This window comes from Chryseobacterium capnotolerans (assembly GCF_021278965.1).
Classification (GTDB): Bacteria; Bacteroidota; Bacteroidia; order Flavobacteriales; family Weeksellaceae; genus Chryseobacterium; species Chryseobacterium capnotolerans.
This window is the reverse complement of record NZ_CP065589.1, coordinates 1,784,513-1,799,953: the sequence shown is the minus strand read 5'-3', so window position 1 is coordinate 1,799,953 and position 15,441 is coordinate 1,784,513. Positions and strand designations below refer to the sequence as shown.

General features: G+C 35.9%; 15 protein-coding genes. 9 read left to right on the top strand and 6 right to left on the bottom strand.

The features are described 5' to 3' along the window. Positions 1 to 88 precede the first annotated feature (88 nt). From H5J24_RS08490 to H5J24_RS08470, 5 genes are all read left to right on the top strand, one after another. Complete coding sequence (locus H5J24_RS08490; RefSeq protein ID WP_068943552.1) at positions 89 to 1,042, top strand: ATP-grasp domain-containing protein; 954 nt, start codon at positions 89 to 91, stop codon at positions 1,040 to 1,042. Positions 1,043 to 1,072: 30 nt separating this feature from the next. Next, positions 1,073 to 2,194, top strand: coding sequence for a carboxylate-amine ligase (locus tag H5J24_RS08485; RefSeq protein WP_068943553.1), 1,122 nt, complete (start codon positions 1,073 to 1,075; stop codon positions 2,192 to 2,194). A 33-nt stretch (positions 2,195 to 2,227) separates the two neighbouring features. After that, entirely contained in the window at positions 2,228 to 3,037 is an 810-nt protein-coding gene (locus H5J24_RS08480) for a type 1 glutamine amidotransferase (protein WP_232816213.1), read from the top strand. A 225-nt stretch (positions 3,038 to 3,262) separates the two neighbouring features. After that, complete coding sequence (locus tag H5J24_RS08475) at positions 3,263 to 4,447, top strand: hypothetical protein (RefSeq protein ID WP_068943555.1); 1,185 nt, start codon at positions 3,263 to 3,265, stop codon at positions 4,445 to 4,447. A 124-nt stretch (positions 4,448 to 4,571) separates the two neighbouring features. After that, on the top strand, positions 4,572 to 5,063 hold the full coding sequence (locus tag H5J24_RS08470) for a MepB family protein (protein WP_228407642.1): 492 nt from the start codon (positions 4,572 to 4,574) through the stop codon (positions 5,061 to 5,063). A 228-nt stretch (positions 5,064 to 5,291) separates the two neighbouring features. On the opposite strand, the gene cphA is transcribed toward H5J24_RS08470, so the two are convergent. Further along, positions 5,292 to 7,922, bottom strand: coding sequence for a cyanophycin synthetase (gene cphA, locus H5J24_RS08465; protein WP_068943557.1), 2,631 nt, complete (start codon positions 7,920 to 7,922; stop codon positions 5,292 to 5,294). A gap of 197 nt (positions 7,923 to 8,119) precedes the next feature. Between cphA and H5J24_RS08460 the strand changes: the two genes are divergently transcribed. The 4 genes from H5J24_RS08460 (at position 8,120) to H5J24_RS08445 (ending at position 10,766) form a co-directional block, all read left to right on the top strand. Next, complete coding sequence (locus H5J24_RS08460; protein WP_068943558.1) at positions 8,120 to 9,010, top strand: cyanophycinase; 891 nt, start codon at positions 8,120 to 8,122, stop codon at positions 9,008 to 9,010. Between the two features lie 56 nt (positions 9,011 to 9,066). After that, the gene (locus H5J24_RS08455) at positions 9,067 to 9,561 is read left to right on the top strand and encodes a hypothetical protein (RefSeq protein ID WP_068943559.1); all 495 of its coding nucleotides are present in this window, start codon (positions 9,067 to 9,069) and stop codon (positions 9,559 to 9,561) included. 24 nt (positions 9,562 to 9,585) lie between these two features. Continuing rightward, positions 9,586 to 10,428, top strand: a complete 843-nt coding sequence (locus H5J24_RS08450) for an isoaspartyl peptidase/L-asparaginase (protein ID WP_068943560.1) — start codon at positions 9,586 to 9,588, stop codon at positions 10,426 to 10,428. 101 nt (positions 10,429 to 10,529) lie between these two features. Further along, positions 10,530 to 10,766 carry a YtxH domain-containing protein gene (locus H5J24_RS08445; protein WP_068943561.1) on the top strand — a complete coding sequence of 79 codons (237 nt, stop codon included), beginning with the start codon at positions 10,530 to 10,532 and terminating at the stop codon, positions 10,764 to 10,766. Positions 10,767 to 10,858: 92 nt separating this feature from the next. Here H5J24_RS08445 and H5J24_RS08440 read toward each other — a convergent pair whose 3' ends face one another. From H5J24_RS08440 to hisS, 5 genes are all read right to left on the bottom strand, one after another. Next, positions 10,859 to 11,386: a PH domain-containing protein gene (locus tag H5J24_RS08440; RefSeq protein WP_167387005.1), complete on the bottom strand. Its 528-nt coding sequence runs from the start codon at positions 11,384 to 11,386 to the stop codon at positions 10,859 to 10,861. Positions 11,387 to 11,438: 52 nt separating this feature from the next. Further along, positions 11,439 to 12,080 (bottom strand): GNAT family N-acetyltransferase, encoded by a 642-nt coding sequence (locus tag H5J24_RS08435; RefSeq protein WP_068943563.1) that lies wholly within the window; start codon positions 12,078 to 12,080, stop codon positions 11,439 to 11,441. Between the two features lie 17 nt (positions 12,081 to 12,097). After that, complete coding sequence (locus tag H5J24_RS08430) at positions 12,098 to 12,952, bottom strand: PH domain-containing protein (protein WP_082811221.1); 855 nt, start codon at positions 12,950 to 12,952, stop codon at positions 12,098 to 12,100. A gap of 10 nt (positions 12,953 to 12,962) precedes the next feature. Beyond that, the gene (locus H5J24_RS08425) at positions 12,963 to 13,835 is read right to left on the bottom strand and encodes an SHOCT domain-containing protein (RefSeq protein ID WP_068943565.1); all 873 of its coding nucleotides are present in this window, start codon (positions 13,833 to 13,835) and stop codon (positions 12,963 to 12,965) included. 205 nt (positions 13,836 to 14,040) lie between these two features. Further along, positions 14,041 to 15,411, bottom strand: coding sequence for a histidine--tRNA ligase (hisS, locus tag H5J24_RS08420; RefSeq protein WP_068943566.1), 1,371 nt, complete (start codon positions 15,409 to 15,411; stop codon positions 14,041 to 14,043). Positions 15,412 to 15,441 lie beyond the last annotated feature (30 nt).

The window sequence follows — 15,441 nt, the reverse complement described above, 5'->3', positions numbered from 1 at the left end:
TTAAGCGCTTAAGTTTTAAAAATATGAAGAATCGCAGATTCTTTAAGAAGTAATATAGAATATACACCCTCATTTAAAAACAAAAATTATGACAAAAAAAGTAGGAATTCTATTCGGTATGGAAGATACATTTCCTTGGGCATTTATAGACAAAGTCAATGAACTGGGAGGAGGAGATATTATAGCTGAACCTGTTACCATTGATAAGCTTGAACAAGGTGCCGATTATGAATATGCAGTAATCATCGACAGAATTTCGCAGGATGTTCCCTTTTACAGAGCGTATCTTAAAAATGCGGCACTTAACGGCACTTATGTAATCAATAACCCTTTTTGGTGGAGCGCTGATGAAAAGTTTTTCAACAATGCTCTGATGAGTAAGCTTGGGATTCCGTTACCGAAAACAGTATTGCTTCCGTCCCATGAAAGACCAAACGACACTTCGGAAACTTCGTTCAGAAACCTTAAATTTCCACACGATTGGGAATATATCTTCAATTATGTAGGATTCCCTGCATATATGAAACCTCATGATGGTGGCGGCTGGAAGAATGTATACCGAGTAGAAAATCCGGATGATCTATGGAACAAACTTGGAGAAACAGGACAATTGGTAATGATGGTTCAGGAAGAAATTATCTTTGACGACTACTACAGAGTATATTGCCTCGGAAGAAAATATGTTCATATCATGCCTTACGAGCCTAGAAACCCACATCATCTGAGATATGCAACAACTCACCAGACAGAAGGTAAAGAGCTTGAAAAATTATTGAAAACCATTCATGATTACACGATCAAAATGAATGAAGCACTAGGATATGATTTCAATACTGTAGAATTTGCGGTTAGAGACGGAATTCCTTATGCGATTGATTTCTGTAACCCGGCTCCGGATGCAGACAGAAATTCTGTAGGCGAAGAGAATTTTGCATGGATCATAGAACACGCAGCTAAACTGGCTATTGAAAAGGCCAAGGAATACGTTCCGGGAAAACCTAATATCACTTGGGGAACCTTCGTGAAAGATTCCATAAAATAATATTGAAAAACAATAAAAAAACACAAGACAATGCATCATCAGTTTACTATTGGAATCGAAGAAGAATATCAGATCATTGATGTGGAAAGCAGAGATCTGATCTCTCACGTTTCAAAAATCATTGAAGGCGGAAAAGCAGTATTGAGTGAAAATCTAAAGCACGAAATGCACGAATCCATGATTGAAATGGAAACCGGAATCTGCCAGAATATCCAGGAAGCAAGAGCAGAATTAACCAATTTAAGAAGACATCTCATCAATACGGCTCATGAACAAGGGCTGCGTGTTTCCGGAGGTGGGACACACCCTTTTTCGCACTGGTCAGACAACAGCATCACCCAAGGAGAAAGATACATCAAAATTGTTGATGATATGGGAGATGTTGCCCGTGAGAACCTTATTTTCGGACTTCACGTACATATTGGAATTCCTAATCGTGAAGAAGGGGTAAGAATTCAGAATGTAATGCGTTATTTTCTGCCTCACGTCTATGCCCTTTCTACCAATTCTCCTTTCTGGATTGGAAGGTATACAGGTTTTAAATCTTACAGACAGGAAATTTTCGTTAAATTTCCCAGAACCGGTATTCCCAGCTACTTCAATTCATTAGCAGAATTTGACAGCTATGTTGACCTTCTGGTAAAAACAGGAACCATCGACAATGCCAAGAAAATATGGTGGGATTTAAGGGTTCATCCTTTTTACCCTACTATTGAATTCAGGATCTGCGATATGCCATTAAGAATTGATGAAACCGTATGTCTTGCAGCTATTATGCAGAGTTTAGTGGCCAAAATTTATAAACTCCATCAGCAGAACCTTAGCTTTAGAAGCTATAGAAGACTGCTATTGAATGAAAATAAATGGCGTGCTTCCAAAAGCGGTATTGAGGCTCATCTGATCGATTTCGGAAAAGAAGAATCTGTTCCTTACCCTCTTTTACTAAAAGAACTTTTAGAATTTATTGATGATGTGGTAGACGATTTAGGATGCAGGAATGAGGTTGAATATGCCTGGAAAATTCTTGAAAACGGAACAGGTGCTGATCGGCAGCTTCAAATCTTTAAAGAAACGGGCGATCTTACCAAGGTGGTGGATTATATGATTTCGGAAACCGAGTATGGTATCACACATGGTGAAGCCGCTTCATAATATTTTTGGTAACTTTACAAAAAATATGATGTAATGAAAGATATTCGAATTGCTCTGCTGGACATGAACAACAACCATGTCAATCAAGGCTTTAGAAACATTAAAGAAATTTCTGAAACATTTCAGCAGAACTCTGAAGAAAATGTAATCATCAAAACATTTGATGTAAGATTTAAAGATGAAATGCCTGAAATCGGAGACTTTGATATTTTCATTTCTTCGGGCGGCCCGGGTACTCCACACCGTGAAGGTTTAGAGTGGGAAAACAGGTTTGCTCATTTTTTAGATTCCGTTTTTGAACACAATAAATACAACGAAGATAAAAAGTACCTTTTCCTTATTTGTCATTCTTTTCAATGGGCAAGCATTCACTGGAAATTAGGAAATATCTGTAAAAGAAAATCCTATTCTTTTGGAGTAATGCCTGTTCATAAAACAAAGGAAGGTAGAGAAGAGTTTTTATTCAAGAATCTTCAGGATCCTTTCTATGCCGTAGATTCCAGAGCGTATCAGTTCATTGAACCGGATCATGACCGCTTTGAAGAACTCGGAATGACGGTTATGGCTATTGAAAAGTTTCGTCCACACATCAACCTGGAAAGAGCTGTAATGGCGGTTCGTTTTTCTGATGAAATATTTGGAACCCAATTTCATCCGGAAGCAAGTCCCGAAGCTTTAATAGAAAATCTTAAAGACAATAAAAACAGAGAAGCGATGATTGAAAACTTCGGAATGGAAAAATATCTTGAAACCATGGATAGAATAGATGATGAAGATAAAATCATTCTGACTAGAAACCAGATTCTTCCGAGATTTCTTCAGTTCGCAAAAAAAACATTTTGAAAGAAGCTGAATCTTTGGCTTAATAAGTCAGGAAGTAGGAAGAGGGAGGCTGGAAGTTATCAGTAGTCATTAAACTTTTGGTCAACTTTTGATTTTAATCAGGTATAAAAACACCTTAATTTAAAATATAGACTTCAAATACTTCCCTCTTCCAGCATCCAACTTCTATCCAATAAAATATCGGGCATTTATTGCTCGATTTTTTACCATCACAAAAGAAAAAATATGATCCCAAAATACAGAAAACAGTTCAATCAGGAGTTTTCAGATGAAAAATATAAAAAACTGAAAGAAATTTTACAACAAAAAGGTGGCTTAGAACCGGGTTTCAGAATTTCAGAAAGTCCGATTTTCCTTACCAAAGAATTTGAAAGCAAATTGCTTGATGCCAGCGAAAGTATCATCAGTCAGATTAAAGCGCTTCCGGCAGAAACTCTTCAAAAAGCAATTCCTGAGAACTGCAAGGTTCCCAATGATACAAACCAACCCCACTTTTTCACTATCGATTTTGGAGTCTGTAAAAGTGAAAACGGAGATATTGAGCCACAACTGATCGAGCTCCAGGCTTTCCCATCATTGTATGCCTTTCAAAAGATTTATGAAGATACATTTTGCGAAGTTTATCCTTTCCTTTCAGAGATTCGTAACCCCATGCCTCAGGAGAATTTTAAAAAGTATTTAAAAGATCTCATTATAGGTGATGAACATCCGGAGAATGTCATTCTTCTGGAAATTTTTCCTGAAAAACAGAAAACAGCTATTGATTTTGCTTTAACCGAAAGATTATTGGGAATTAAAACTGTGTGCCTAACAAAGGTAAAGAAAGAAGGTAAAAAACTTTATTATGAACATGAGGGTAAGCTTGTTGAGATCAAGAGAATCTACAACCGTGTTATATTTGATGAACTGGACAGAATTCCGGATCTTAAAACTGAGTTTGATTTCCGTGAAGACGTGGATGTAAAATGGATTACTCATCCAAACTGGTTCTTTAAAATCTCTAAGTTTCTTTTACCATTATTAAAACATCAATTCGTTCCTAAAAGTTATTTCTTACATGAATTTCCTGAAAATGAAAATCTTGAGAATTTTGTATTAAAACCATTATTTTCATTTGCAGGAAGCGGAGTTAATCTGAACCCAACCCAAGAAATCACTGATGCTATTGAAGATAAAGAAAATTATATTTTACAAAGAAAGGTAACTTATGAGCCACTCTTTGAAGATATTAATGGGGAGTTTTCAAAAGCAGAGATCCGTCTATTATACATCTGGAAAGAAAATGATGAACGTCCTATTTTACTGGAAAACCTGGGAAGAATGACCAAAGCAGCCATGGTCAATGTGGATTTCAATAAAAAAGATGCCATTTGGATTGGAAGTTCTAATGCTTTTTTTGGGGAAGAATAAATGTGGGGAAATTTTAACCACTCCTCCAGCGAAGGGGAATATAGCTACATACATTAAATAGTTAGTTATCCTGACAAACTACTATGTATTTGGTAGCCAACTTTAAACTTTAAACATTGAACTCTTGAATTTAGAAACCATTGAAGAACAGCTGTTTCATCCGCTTGGGTTAAGCTGTTCAAATATTGAAGAAGATTTAGAATGCAGGGAATATTCAGGTTTTAATTTTAATTTAAATGAACAGAATATCAAATTCAGAATTTCTAAAATAACACCCACCAAAACCGGTCAATTTGTAACGATCTGGAAAAGGAATGAAAAAGGGGAAACAGCTCCTTTTGATCTCACAGACAACATTGATTTTTATCTTATTGCTTCTTTTAAAGACAGTCTTTCAGGGATATTTATCTTCCCTAAGCAGATTTTATTAGAAAAAGCAATTCTGTCGGATGGGAAAAAGATAGGAAAACGGGGAATAAGAGTGTATCCAACCTGGGATAAAACAGAAAGCAAACAGGCTCAAAAAACTCAGGATTGGCAAACTCGATACTTTCTTAAGTTTTCTAAATATCGAGATGAAATGCTTCAACAGGCAAAGCTGTTACTGAATGTTTAAGTGATCTGAAATACCTTATTGAAATAAAGCTCCACAAATATAGTTCATATCAAAAAAATATTGACTCTCGCAGATTTTTCGGATTAAGCAGATTAACAAATTATATAATAAGAATTTGCGCTATCTGCAAAATCTGCGAGAGATTATACATAAAAAATCATTAGAATTTACAAAAATGGCTGTACTTCAAAAGCACAGCCATTTTCTTTATTTTAAATCTTCGATTTTCTACAAATTTTTGTCATCTTCCAGCAGCTCTCTTGCCTGATATTCCTGAACAAGATCAATCGCATTGGAAATTACATCACTTAAAGCGGTAATGAAGGTTCCGTCTTCAGCCATGCCCATGGCATGCTTCAACGCTTCAATTTCTTTAGGAATAATCTCGTAGCTGACATCTTTTCCTGAAGACTGCATTCCTTCTATAATCAATCCATTAATCTCTTCTTCTGTTCTTCCACGAAGATGTTTTTCATTTCGGATAATGATATGATCAAACATTCTTCCTGCAATCTTTCCGCATTCTCTGATGTCACTATCTCTTCTGTCTCCAACACCGGAAATAATTCCTATTTTCTTTGTTGCCTCGACATTCTTAAGATAATCTTCAATCGCTTCATATCCGGATGGATTGTGGGCAAAATCGATCAGCACTTTAAAGCTCTTAAACTTAAAGACATTCAATCTTCCTGGAGTAAGCTGTGCACTTGGAATAAAGGTTCTTAACGAATTGGAAATATCTTCAATCCCAAATCCATGAAGATAACTTGCCAAACTAGCCGCTAATACATTTTCTATCATGAATCTGGCTTTACCTTCCATTGTAATTGGGAAATCTTTTGCTTTACCGATTCTGATCTTCCAGTCTCCTTTTTTAATGGTTACAAATCCTTCTTCATAAACGCAGGTAATTCTTCCTTCTTTGGCAAATTTTACAATATGGGGATTATTCTCATCCATACTGAAAATCGCAACGTTACAATCAAGATTGTTAACAATTTTCATAGAGTATTCATTGTCTGCATTCAATACGCTCCAGCCGGTTTTCTTTACGCTGTCTAATACAACCCGTTTCACTTTGGTAAGATCTTTCAGGCTGTGAATATCGTTCATTCCCAAATGATCTTCTTCAATATTAGTCAGAACCCCGATATCACATTGTGAAAACCCTAGTCCTGAACGAAGAATACCGCCTCTTGCCGTTTCAAGAACAGCAAATTCCACAGTAGGATCTTTTAAAATAAATTCTGCTGACAATGGTCCTGTAGTATCCCCTTTTGAAAGCATCGTATTTTGAATATAAATCCCATCTGAAGTAGTAAATCCTACTCTAAATCCGTTGCTTTTTACAATATGGGAAATTAATCTGGTTGTAGTGGTTTTTCCGTTGGTCCCCGTCACTGCAATAATTGGAATAGTAAAAGGCTTCCCTTGTGGATACAACATATCTACAACAGGAGCGGCAACGTTTCTTGGTAACCCTTCGCTTGGAGCAAGGTGCATTCTAAATCCTGGAGCCGCATTCACTTCTATGATAGCCCCGCCACTTTCTTTTAAAGGCTGGGTAAGGTTTTCTGCCATAATATCAATACCACAGACATCCAAACCAATGATTTTAGAAATTCTCTCTGCCATTGTGATATTTTCCGGATGCACCATATCAGTAACATCTATTGACGTACCACCTGTAGAAAGATTGGCTGTTGACTTCAAGTAAACCACTTCCCCTTTTTGTGGAATGGTTTCCAATGTATACTGAAGCTTCTCAAGCAATTCCATAGTATCTTTATCCACTTCAATTTCGGTAAGAACATTCTCGTGCCCATACCCTCTTCGCGGATCTTTATTTTCTTTATCAATAAGCTGCTGAATACTTAACTCACCGTCTCCAACAATATGGGCAGGAACTCTCCTTGCTGCAGCCACCATTTTATTATCAATGACCAGGACTCTGAAATCGTAGCCTGTAATGTATTTTTCAACAATTACTTTTCGGGAGTATTTCTGAGCATGTTCCAATCCTATTTTAGCAGCCTCCCAATCATTGACATTGATGGAAGAACCCTTTCCATGATTTCCATCCAAAGGTTTTAAAACAATGGGGTATCCTATTTTTTTGATGACATTATTCAAATCTTCCTCATCCACTACCAAATCTCCTATTGGTACCGGAATAGCTGCATCGTGGAGCATTCTTTTGGTTAATTCTTTATTGCAGGCAATATCTACCGCAATAGAACTTGTTTTCCCTGTAATGGTAGCCTGGAAACGCTGTTGATTAACTCCATATCCAAGCTGTACCAAAGAGTTTGTTCCTAATCGGATCCATGGTATTTTTCTGGAAGCAGCTTCTTCTACAATACTTCCTGTAGAGGGTCCGAGACGAACACGTTCTCTAATCTCTTTCAACTTCTGAATGCAGGTGTTCAGGTTGTATTCCTTCCCTTCAATTAAAGCTTCTGCAATCTTTACCGCTTCTTCGGCTGCATAAATTCCTACATTTTCTTCCAGATAGTTAAATACTACATTATACACCCCAGGAGTCTTTGTTTCGCGGGTTCTTCCGAAACCAACATCCATTCCCGCCAGGGTTTGTATTTCCAAGGCGATATGCTCAATGACATGCCCCATCCAGGTTCCTGTTTCTACTCTATGGAAAAAACCACCTTCCACTCCTTCTGAACATCTGTGTGTAATCAGTGATGGGATTAATTTTTCAATTCTTTCCCTGAATCCATCTATTTTATTGGTAGGATAATTCTCCATTTCCTCTAGGTCCAACCTCATCTGTATCAGCTTCTTTCTTCTGATACTCCAGATATTAGGACCGCGTAGTGCCTGAATCTTTTCGATTTTCATAGTCTATTGGCATTTTAACAGTTAATAATAACTTATTTTATAACCAAATATAATATAAAACCCTAAACGAAACTATACCACACTTGAAGATTTATCAAAAAAGAATTAATTTTTATTCACATTTCTAAAACATTAAAAATCAACTAAAAATGGCACGAATTTCGCCAAAGATGTTAATTATTTTTTAATTTTGTACCATGAGTAAACCTGTAGGAAAATTAATTGTTATCGGAGGTGCTGTAAATAAGGGAAGCTTTGCAGAAACCGATTACGATCAGAATATTGAAAAGAACCTTAACTTTTTTGAGCGTGGAATTTTGCGAAAGATCATCAACGAATCAAAAAATAAGGAAAATTCTGTGATTGAAGTGGTAACAACAGCTTCTCAAATTCCTCAGATTGTAGGTGCTGAATATAAAAAGGCATTTGAATTCCTGGGTGCTAAAAATGTAAATATTCTGGATATTCATAATCGTGAAGAGGCAAATTCTGACGCCATGGTAGCAAGAGCGAATGCTGCAGACGTCATGATGTTTACGGGTGGAGATCAGTTGAGACTGACTTCTATTCTAGGCGGAACAAGATTTCACGATACCATTCTATTAAAATACCAGGAACAAGATTTCATTTATTCGGGGACTTCTGCAGGAGCGGCAGCTGCCTCTGAAAACATGATTTATCAGGGAAGCAGTTCTGAAGCTCTGTTAAAGGGAGAAATTAAAACAACACAAGGTTTAGGATTAATCGATAATGTGATCATTGATACCCATTTTGTACAACGAGGCAGAATCGGACGTCTTTTTCAGGCGGTAGTCAACAATCCAAGAACTTTGGGCATCGGGCTTGGAGAAGATACTGGCCTTTTCATTCATAATGACGTGATGACTGCTGTAGGTTCAGGACTTGTGATTCTGGTAGACGGAAGGTTTATTAAGGACACCAATCTGACGAATATCAATCTTGGAGAACCAATTTCTATTGATAATTTAACGGTTCATGTGATGTCTATGAATGATCATTATGATCTTACGACGAAAACTCTTACGATTGAAAATTCACAATTCAACCCGATCCCGCAGGACAAATAGTTTTAAAAGTTCAATTCGAAAGTTATTCTTATTTTAGTCTTTAAATAAACAGCTAAATGGCAGAAGAAAAAATTGAACAATTTATAAATCTTCTTCTGGAAGGTTATGATGTCAGCAATAAAGAAGAAATTATTTCAAACTGTTCTTTTTGCTATACCAATCCTGATCAATATATAGCCAATAATGAAGCAGAATGGGTAATTGAAGGCGACGAGGATGAAGCATTTGAGTTTTCTGTAACCAATGAACTTTTTAATTTTCTGATCCGTGGAGATAAAATAGATGAAGTTCATGAACTCATTGATGAAAGTTTGAATAATATGCTAGGAGACTTTCCGGCAGGAATAAGATATGCACCGGATTATTTTACATGGTTACAGCCTAAGCTTAATCAGGAAGAACCACCATTGGAAATTATTGAGCTTGCAGATAGCTATTCCGATGAACTACAGCTTATGATTATTGAAAAGCATAATCTGGAAAGTATTTCAAAGCTCTGTCAGGAATTAAGGGTTCATTTCAGAAGAACAACACCTTTCCAGGACAAATAATAATTTAAAAACTAAACTTTATTTATGAAACTCATCATCCACGGCGGTTTTTTCTCGGAAAGTGACCAGAGCCATGAAATAAAAACAGCGAAACAAAACTCTTTAAAAGAAATTGCTGAAAAGGCATTTCATTATCTTCAGACTCATTCCGCTTTTGATTCGGCAGCTTATGCCGTTTCTCTGCTGGAAGATGATCCTTTATACAATGCTGGAATAGGCTCTCAAATTCAAAGTGATGGTGTGATTCGTATGAGTGCCGCTATTATGAATGGTGAAACCCAGAAATTGAGTGGTGTGATCAATATTCAGGATGTAAAAAATCCCATTTTTGTAGCTAAAGACCTGATTGGAGAAGATGACCGAGTATTAGGCGGACAAGGAGCAAAAAGATATGCTGCAGAACATGGGTTTGAAAACTTCTCAACGGAAATCCCCCAAAGAAGAAAAGAATATGAAGCTAAGCTCAGTAATGGCGGTAAAGGTACGGTAGGCTGTGTAGCCATTGATAAGGATGGAAAACTAGCTGTTGCCACTTCTACAGGTGGAAAGGGCTTTGAGATACCCGGAAGAATTTCTGACTCTGCCACTGTGGCAGGAAATTATGCCAATGCTTTCTGTGCAGTAAGCTGTACAGGGGTGGGAGAAGATATTGTAAGTAATGCCACTGCCACAAAAATTGTTACGCGTGTAACCGACGGAATGAGCCTTGAAACAGCCTTCACCAAAACTTTTGACGAACTTAAAGCAATTGATGGCTTTGCAGGAGCCATTGCTATTGATAAAGATGGAAATATCTATCACCAAGACTCTTACCCTACTATGGTTTTTGCTAGTTTTGATGGAGAAAATTTTGATATCTTCTCTTAATTTTAACATTTTTTTATAATTCTGCTTAATTTTTTGGCACGTATTTTACATATGTATTAATAACAAATTTTAATATTAATATCATTTAAAAAATAGAAATCATGGGAAACAAAACAAAAGGTTTATTAGCTTTACTAGGACTAGGTGCTTTAGCTTATTGGAAATATAAAAATTCAAGTCCTGAAGATCAGCAAGCCGTAAAAGATAAACTTAATACAGCAAAGGATAATCTTAACAAATGGGGAAATGACCTTAAAACTAAAGCCAATGATGTTGCTTCCCAGGTTCAGAATAAAGTAGACGAGGTGAAAACAAAAGCCGAAGATTCTTTAAACTAAAAAACAGACAGTAGTTTTTTTAACATTCATATATAGAAAAAGTCATCGTTGTAGTTTGCGATGACTTTTTGTTTTTTAGAAATACTTTAAATTCAGAGCTTATTTAAAAGATTTTTCTTTTGTTCATTGAATTCTTCTTCACTCAAAATTCCGCATTCTTTTAATCTTCCCAATTGTTCCAACTGATCTAAAGCACTAGGTTCCGGCTTATGGAAATTTTCTTTAGGACCGGACATGAAGTCTCTTACTTTTTCGCAGAAAAGCTTTGCATCATATTTTCCTACGCCATCAATTTCAACCAGATCATCTGAAACCTGAATATCTATAGAGGCCAACATTACGGCAGTCTCATATTGTATAGAGCTTATTTTAGAATAAGAATAATCTTCTACCGTTAACCCATACATAAATTCCTTATCTACAAAGATCAGTCTTCTGTCTGTGGCAACTAAAATAATATGATGCTGTGTTATTTTATTTCTGCCCTCAATAAGATAAACAATTCTTTCATTTGCTGAAAGAATCTCTGGCAGTGCACGAATCTCTTTTCTGGCAAAAATGGTAGGGTTGATATCCAGTTTTTCGAGTTCTTCTTTTATTTCATCAAGTCTTGATCCCATAGTATTAGTTGATAAGTCTAAATTATTATTCCTTTTTAATTCAATAAAAATATTAATCTTTAGATGGAATGACAATAGAGGAATGCAAAGCATACACTTTCCAGCCTAAATTTTCATATAATAGCTTCCCTTCTTCTGTTGCTACCAAAAGATTATTAGAAAACCCTTTCGATAGGGCTATTTTTTCAAGCTCTTTCAATAAAAAAGAGGCCAGGCCTTTCCTTTGATGATTTACTTCGGTAATAATTCTGTCATAAACAGCAACATCATCTATCAAAGAAACACGTCCTATTGAGGCCTGTTCTCCATTTTCGGCTACAATTCTGACAACAAATGTTGTATTGTATTCTGAAAATTCTAAATGATATCCGTCTGCCAAACTGATTTCGGGGAAAATCATCGGATGAAAACAGGTCATCAAATATCCTTGTGCCTGGAGTTGCCATTTTTCAGGAATGTTCTTTATAAACTGATCAGGAGGAGTACTTACTTTCAGGTAAACCCAGGGCTCATCAATAGACTGGACAAGCTGAAAAAAGTCTTCAGTAAGGTCAGGAAACACATATCGTTCTTTTTGTTTCTCATCTCCTACGAATACATGAAATCCAGATTTATATTGAACAGGAAAGGGTACTTCTCTTGATAAGCACCATCCTTTCAGCCAGCTTTTTACGATTTCTGTTTTATCTTTCATAATCAGGCACTAAAAATTTATAATTGTCCTAACAACTTTCTTTTTTGTTCTGTAAATTCAGTATCAGTAAGAATACCACTTTCTCTTAATTTTCCAAGCTTTTCTAACTGTTCAAGAATTTCAAGAGATAGTGTTGTATTTACAGTGCCTGTATTATTATTTACAGGATTTACTTCCTGTTGAGCTTGGTTTATCGGATTGTTATAAATGGGGCTTATAATATCATAGAACTTTTCTGCATCTTCTTTATCCATAAAACATTCAAACGCGACCTCTCTTTCTTCAAGGTGGAGCTTAATAATGGGAGATCTCGGATTAGTTACAAAACTTACAGACCTAATCGTTTCATTAAGATAATCATTAATTATAGCTGCCCCAAACATTGCTTTTGAAACAGAAATCATTCTTTTAGAGGTAGCCACCAGTATACCGGCAGCTAAAGTATTGACAAACTGAGCATCTGTAATACCCATGATCTTCTCATCTTCGGAAATCAGGTAAGGAAGTTCTTTGATCTCACCTTTGGTAAATACAGAAAGGTTGGCATTCAGTTTTTCCAACTCAATTTTTATTTTCTGTTTTCTCCTTTTGTATACTTCTTTAGAAATATTTTGTGGTTCTTCATCTATTGCCATAGGAAGACTACCTTGTATTACAGCAGGTGCATCCTGTTCTGTATTTTTATTTTGAATAATTCGGTGAATATCAGCAATACTGAACTGATTCAGGTTGTAAAGTACTTCCTGATTGATGTAACTTATTTTATCTAAACATTTATTGCATAACACCCCGCCATCTGAAAGATTATTCTCTCCCAGAAGTTTATCCATAGAAGTTAATTCTGTATTGCACAACGAACAATTATTACTCATTTTTTACTTTTTATAATTTATCCAACAGTTTTTTCTTCTGCTCTGCAAATTCTTCTTCACTTAGAACCCCCATCTGTCTTAGTTTCCCTAGCTTTTCCAATTGCTCGAAAATATCTTCCGAAGATCCTTTTGAGGTATTTACCACATTGGTTGAGTTTTGGGGTACCGGATTTTGAACATTCTGGAAAAGTGATTGTGGCTGTACAGGTTGTTGGGATGATGGTCTTTCCGCTCCTCGGATATATCCGTTGACGATATCACAGAACGATCTTCCATCACTTTTATTATGCAGTTTAAACTCAACAGTACCTCCTCTTGTATTGACTCTTAAAACCGAATATAAAAGATTTTCAACCTGATCCATAGAGATAATATCTTTATGGGTATATTCGTTTTTCACAACTCCACCCAGGAATTTTTTATCCATGAAAATAACTCTCCATTGGGTTGAAAAAATAATTCCTTCCCTGTTATTACGGAGATTGATACATTCTGCAATAGCGATCAATCGTTCATTCGGATCTAAAACTTTATCCAATTCATTTACTTCTTCATTGGCTAAAACGCTCAACCGGGCTTTCAGGGCTACAATCTGGTCTTTTATTTCATCTAGTCTTGTAGGAGCATCATATTCATAGTTTCCCAGTCCCAAAGATGAAGAACTTGCCGGATTCTGGCTTGCATCAATTTTACTTTTAAGGAACATTCCTGTTATTTCAGCGAAATAAAACTGGTCTAGATTATTGATAAGCTCTCTGTTGATCGTAATTGCTTTATTAAAACATCCGGTACACAAATAACCGCCATCTGCAAGTTTATTTTTCCCAACAAGCATATCTGTAGATGTCAACGGAGTTCCGCACAATGCACAAATTGTATTCATTTGGTTTTTATGTTTAAAAGTTTTATAAAAATAGATAATTGATCTACTTTGTTTAATTAATTGACCCAAATTACAAATTCTAAACTGATTCTGGGGAGCAAAGTATTCAAAACTTATGATTAATTAAACAAATCAACCACAAAATGACTTTTGTGGTTGATATTATATTTGAGATTCTATAGTATTGAATCACTCATCTTCTTATTTACGATCCTAAAAACTCATCTAAAGAAACCGTTTTCTGTACTCCAGCTGCAAGATCTTTAAAAGTTACTGTCCCATTTTTAAGCTCTTCTTCCCCTAAGAAAACAAGGTTTTTAATTCCTTTTTTCTCAGCATAAGTAAACTGCTTATTGATCTTTGCGCTTTCAGGATACAGTTCTGCTGAAATCCCTTTTGTTCTCAATTGCATGATTAGTTTCAAAGCCTCAGTCGTTTCTTCACCTCCAAAATTGGCAAACAGATATTCTATTTTAGAAGAAGCTTCTTCAGGGAAAAGGTTTAGTTCTTCCATTACCAGATAAATTCTGTCTAATCCGAAAGAAATACCAATTCCAGGGATATTTTTAACGCCAAATACTTCTGTGAGGTTGTCATATCTACCACCACCACCGATAGAGCCCATTGCTACTTCATCTGCTTTCACTTCGAAAATAGCTCCGGTATAATAATCAAGACCTCTTGCCAACGTAATATTGAATACAAGATTCTGCATATCAACACCAAGGTTCAGAGATTGTGTAAGAACAAATTCCAGCTCTTCTACTCCTTTTAATCCAATCTCGTTACCTACGAATTTTTCTTTTAACTGAAGAAGGTTTTCCAACGCATCATCCGACTGGCTGAACAAGAAGTCTAATTTATCAATAGATTCCTGAGAGATTTCTCTTTCTAATAATTCCTTAACTACTCCATCTTTTCCGATTTTATCCAGCTTATCTAAAGCCACTGTAAAATCGATCAGTTTATCAGTAATTCCTGCATATTCAGCTAATCCGGAAAGAATCTTTCTGTTGTTCATATGAATTGTCACAGGTACTTTCAGATCAGCGAATGATTTCAAATATAACTGAACTAAATCTACCTCTTGTAATAAGCTTTCACTTCCTACTACATCTGCATCACATTGATAAAATTCTCTGTATCTTCCTTTTTGAGGTCTGTCTGCTCTCCATACCGGCTGTATCTGGAAACGCTTGAATGGAAACGTTAATTTCCCATGATTCATTGCTACAAATCTTGCAAAAGGTACAGTAAGGTCATAACGAAGGGCTTTATCTGTTAAACTTTCTGAGCTGAAAGGTTTCTCCAATGCTCTCTGAAAGTCATGAAGCATCTGATCTTTTTTATCATCTTTTGCTTCATTTATGCTTGAATTAAGAATTTTAAAAATCAAGCGGTCTCCTTCTTCTCCGTACTTTCCTGTTAAGGTAGAAAGATTTTCAAAGCTTGGCGTTTCCAATGGCTGAAATCCAAATAATTCAAAATTATTCTGTAGAATATTAATGATATATTTTCTTCTGGAAACTTCCTGTGCTGTAAAATCTCTTGTTCCTTTTGCTAAACTTGGCTTCATTTATTGTATGTCGTTTTGATAGGACAAAAG

Coding starts and splice junctions, on each gene's coding strand:
- hisS (WP_068943566.1), bottom strand. CDS start 15,411: ATGAAGCCAAGTTTAGCAAAAGGAACAAGAGATTTTACAGCACAGGAA.
- H5J24_RS08460 (WP_068943558.1), top strand. CDS start 8,120: ATGAGTAAACCTGTAGGAAAATTAATTGTTATCGGAGGTGCTGTAAAT.
- H5J24_RS08475 (WP_068943555.1), top strand. CDS start 3,263: ATGATCCCAAAATACAGAAAACAGTTCAATCAGGAGTTTTCAGATGAA.
- H5J24_RS08480 (WP_232816213.1), top strand. CDS start 2,228: ATGAAAGATATTCGAATTGCTCTGCTGGACATGAACAACAACCATGTC.
- H5J24_RS08450 (WP_068943560.1), top strand. CDS start 9,586: ATGAAACTCATCATCCACGGCGGTTTTTTCTCGGAAAGTGACCAGAGC.
- H5J24_RS08435 (WP_068943563.1), bottom strand. CDS start 12,080: ATGAAAGATAAAACAGAAATCGTAAAAAGCTGGCTGAAAGGATGGTGC.
- H5J24_RS08430 (WP_082811221.1), bottom strand. CDS start 12,952: ATGAGTAATAATTGTTCGTTGTGCAATACAGAATTAACTTCTATGGAT.
- cphA (WP_068943557.1), bottom strand. CDS start 7,922: ATGAAAATCGAAAAGATTCAGGCACTACGCGGTCCTAATATCTGGAGT.
- H5J24_RS08455 (WP_068943559.1), top strand. CDS start 9,067: ATGGCAGAAGAAAAAATTGAACAATTTATAAATCTTCTTCTGGAAGGT.
- H5J24_RS08440 (WP_167387005.1), bottom strand. CDS start 11,386: ATGGGATCAAGACTTGATGAAATAAAAGAAGAACTCGAAAAACTGGAT.
- H5J24_RS08485 (WP_068943553.1), top strand. CDS start 1,073: ATGCATCATCAGTTTACTATTGGAATCGAAGAAGAATATCAGATCATT.
- H5J24_RS08490 (WP_068943552.1), top strand. CDS start 89: ATGACAAAAAAAGTAGGAATTCTATTCGGTATGGAAGATACATTTCCT.
- H5J24_RS08425 (WP_068943565.1), bottom strand. CDS start 13,835: ATGAATACAATTTGTGCATTGTGCGGAACTCCGTTGACATCTACAGAT.
- H5J24_RS08445 (WP_068943561.1), top strand. CDS start 10,530: ATGGGAAACAAAACAAAAGGTTTATTAGCTTTACTAGGACTAGGTGCT.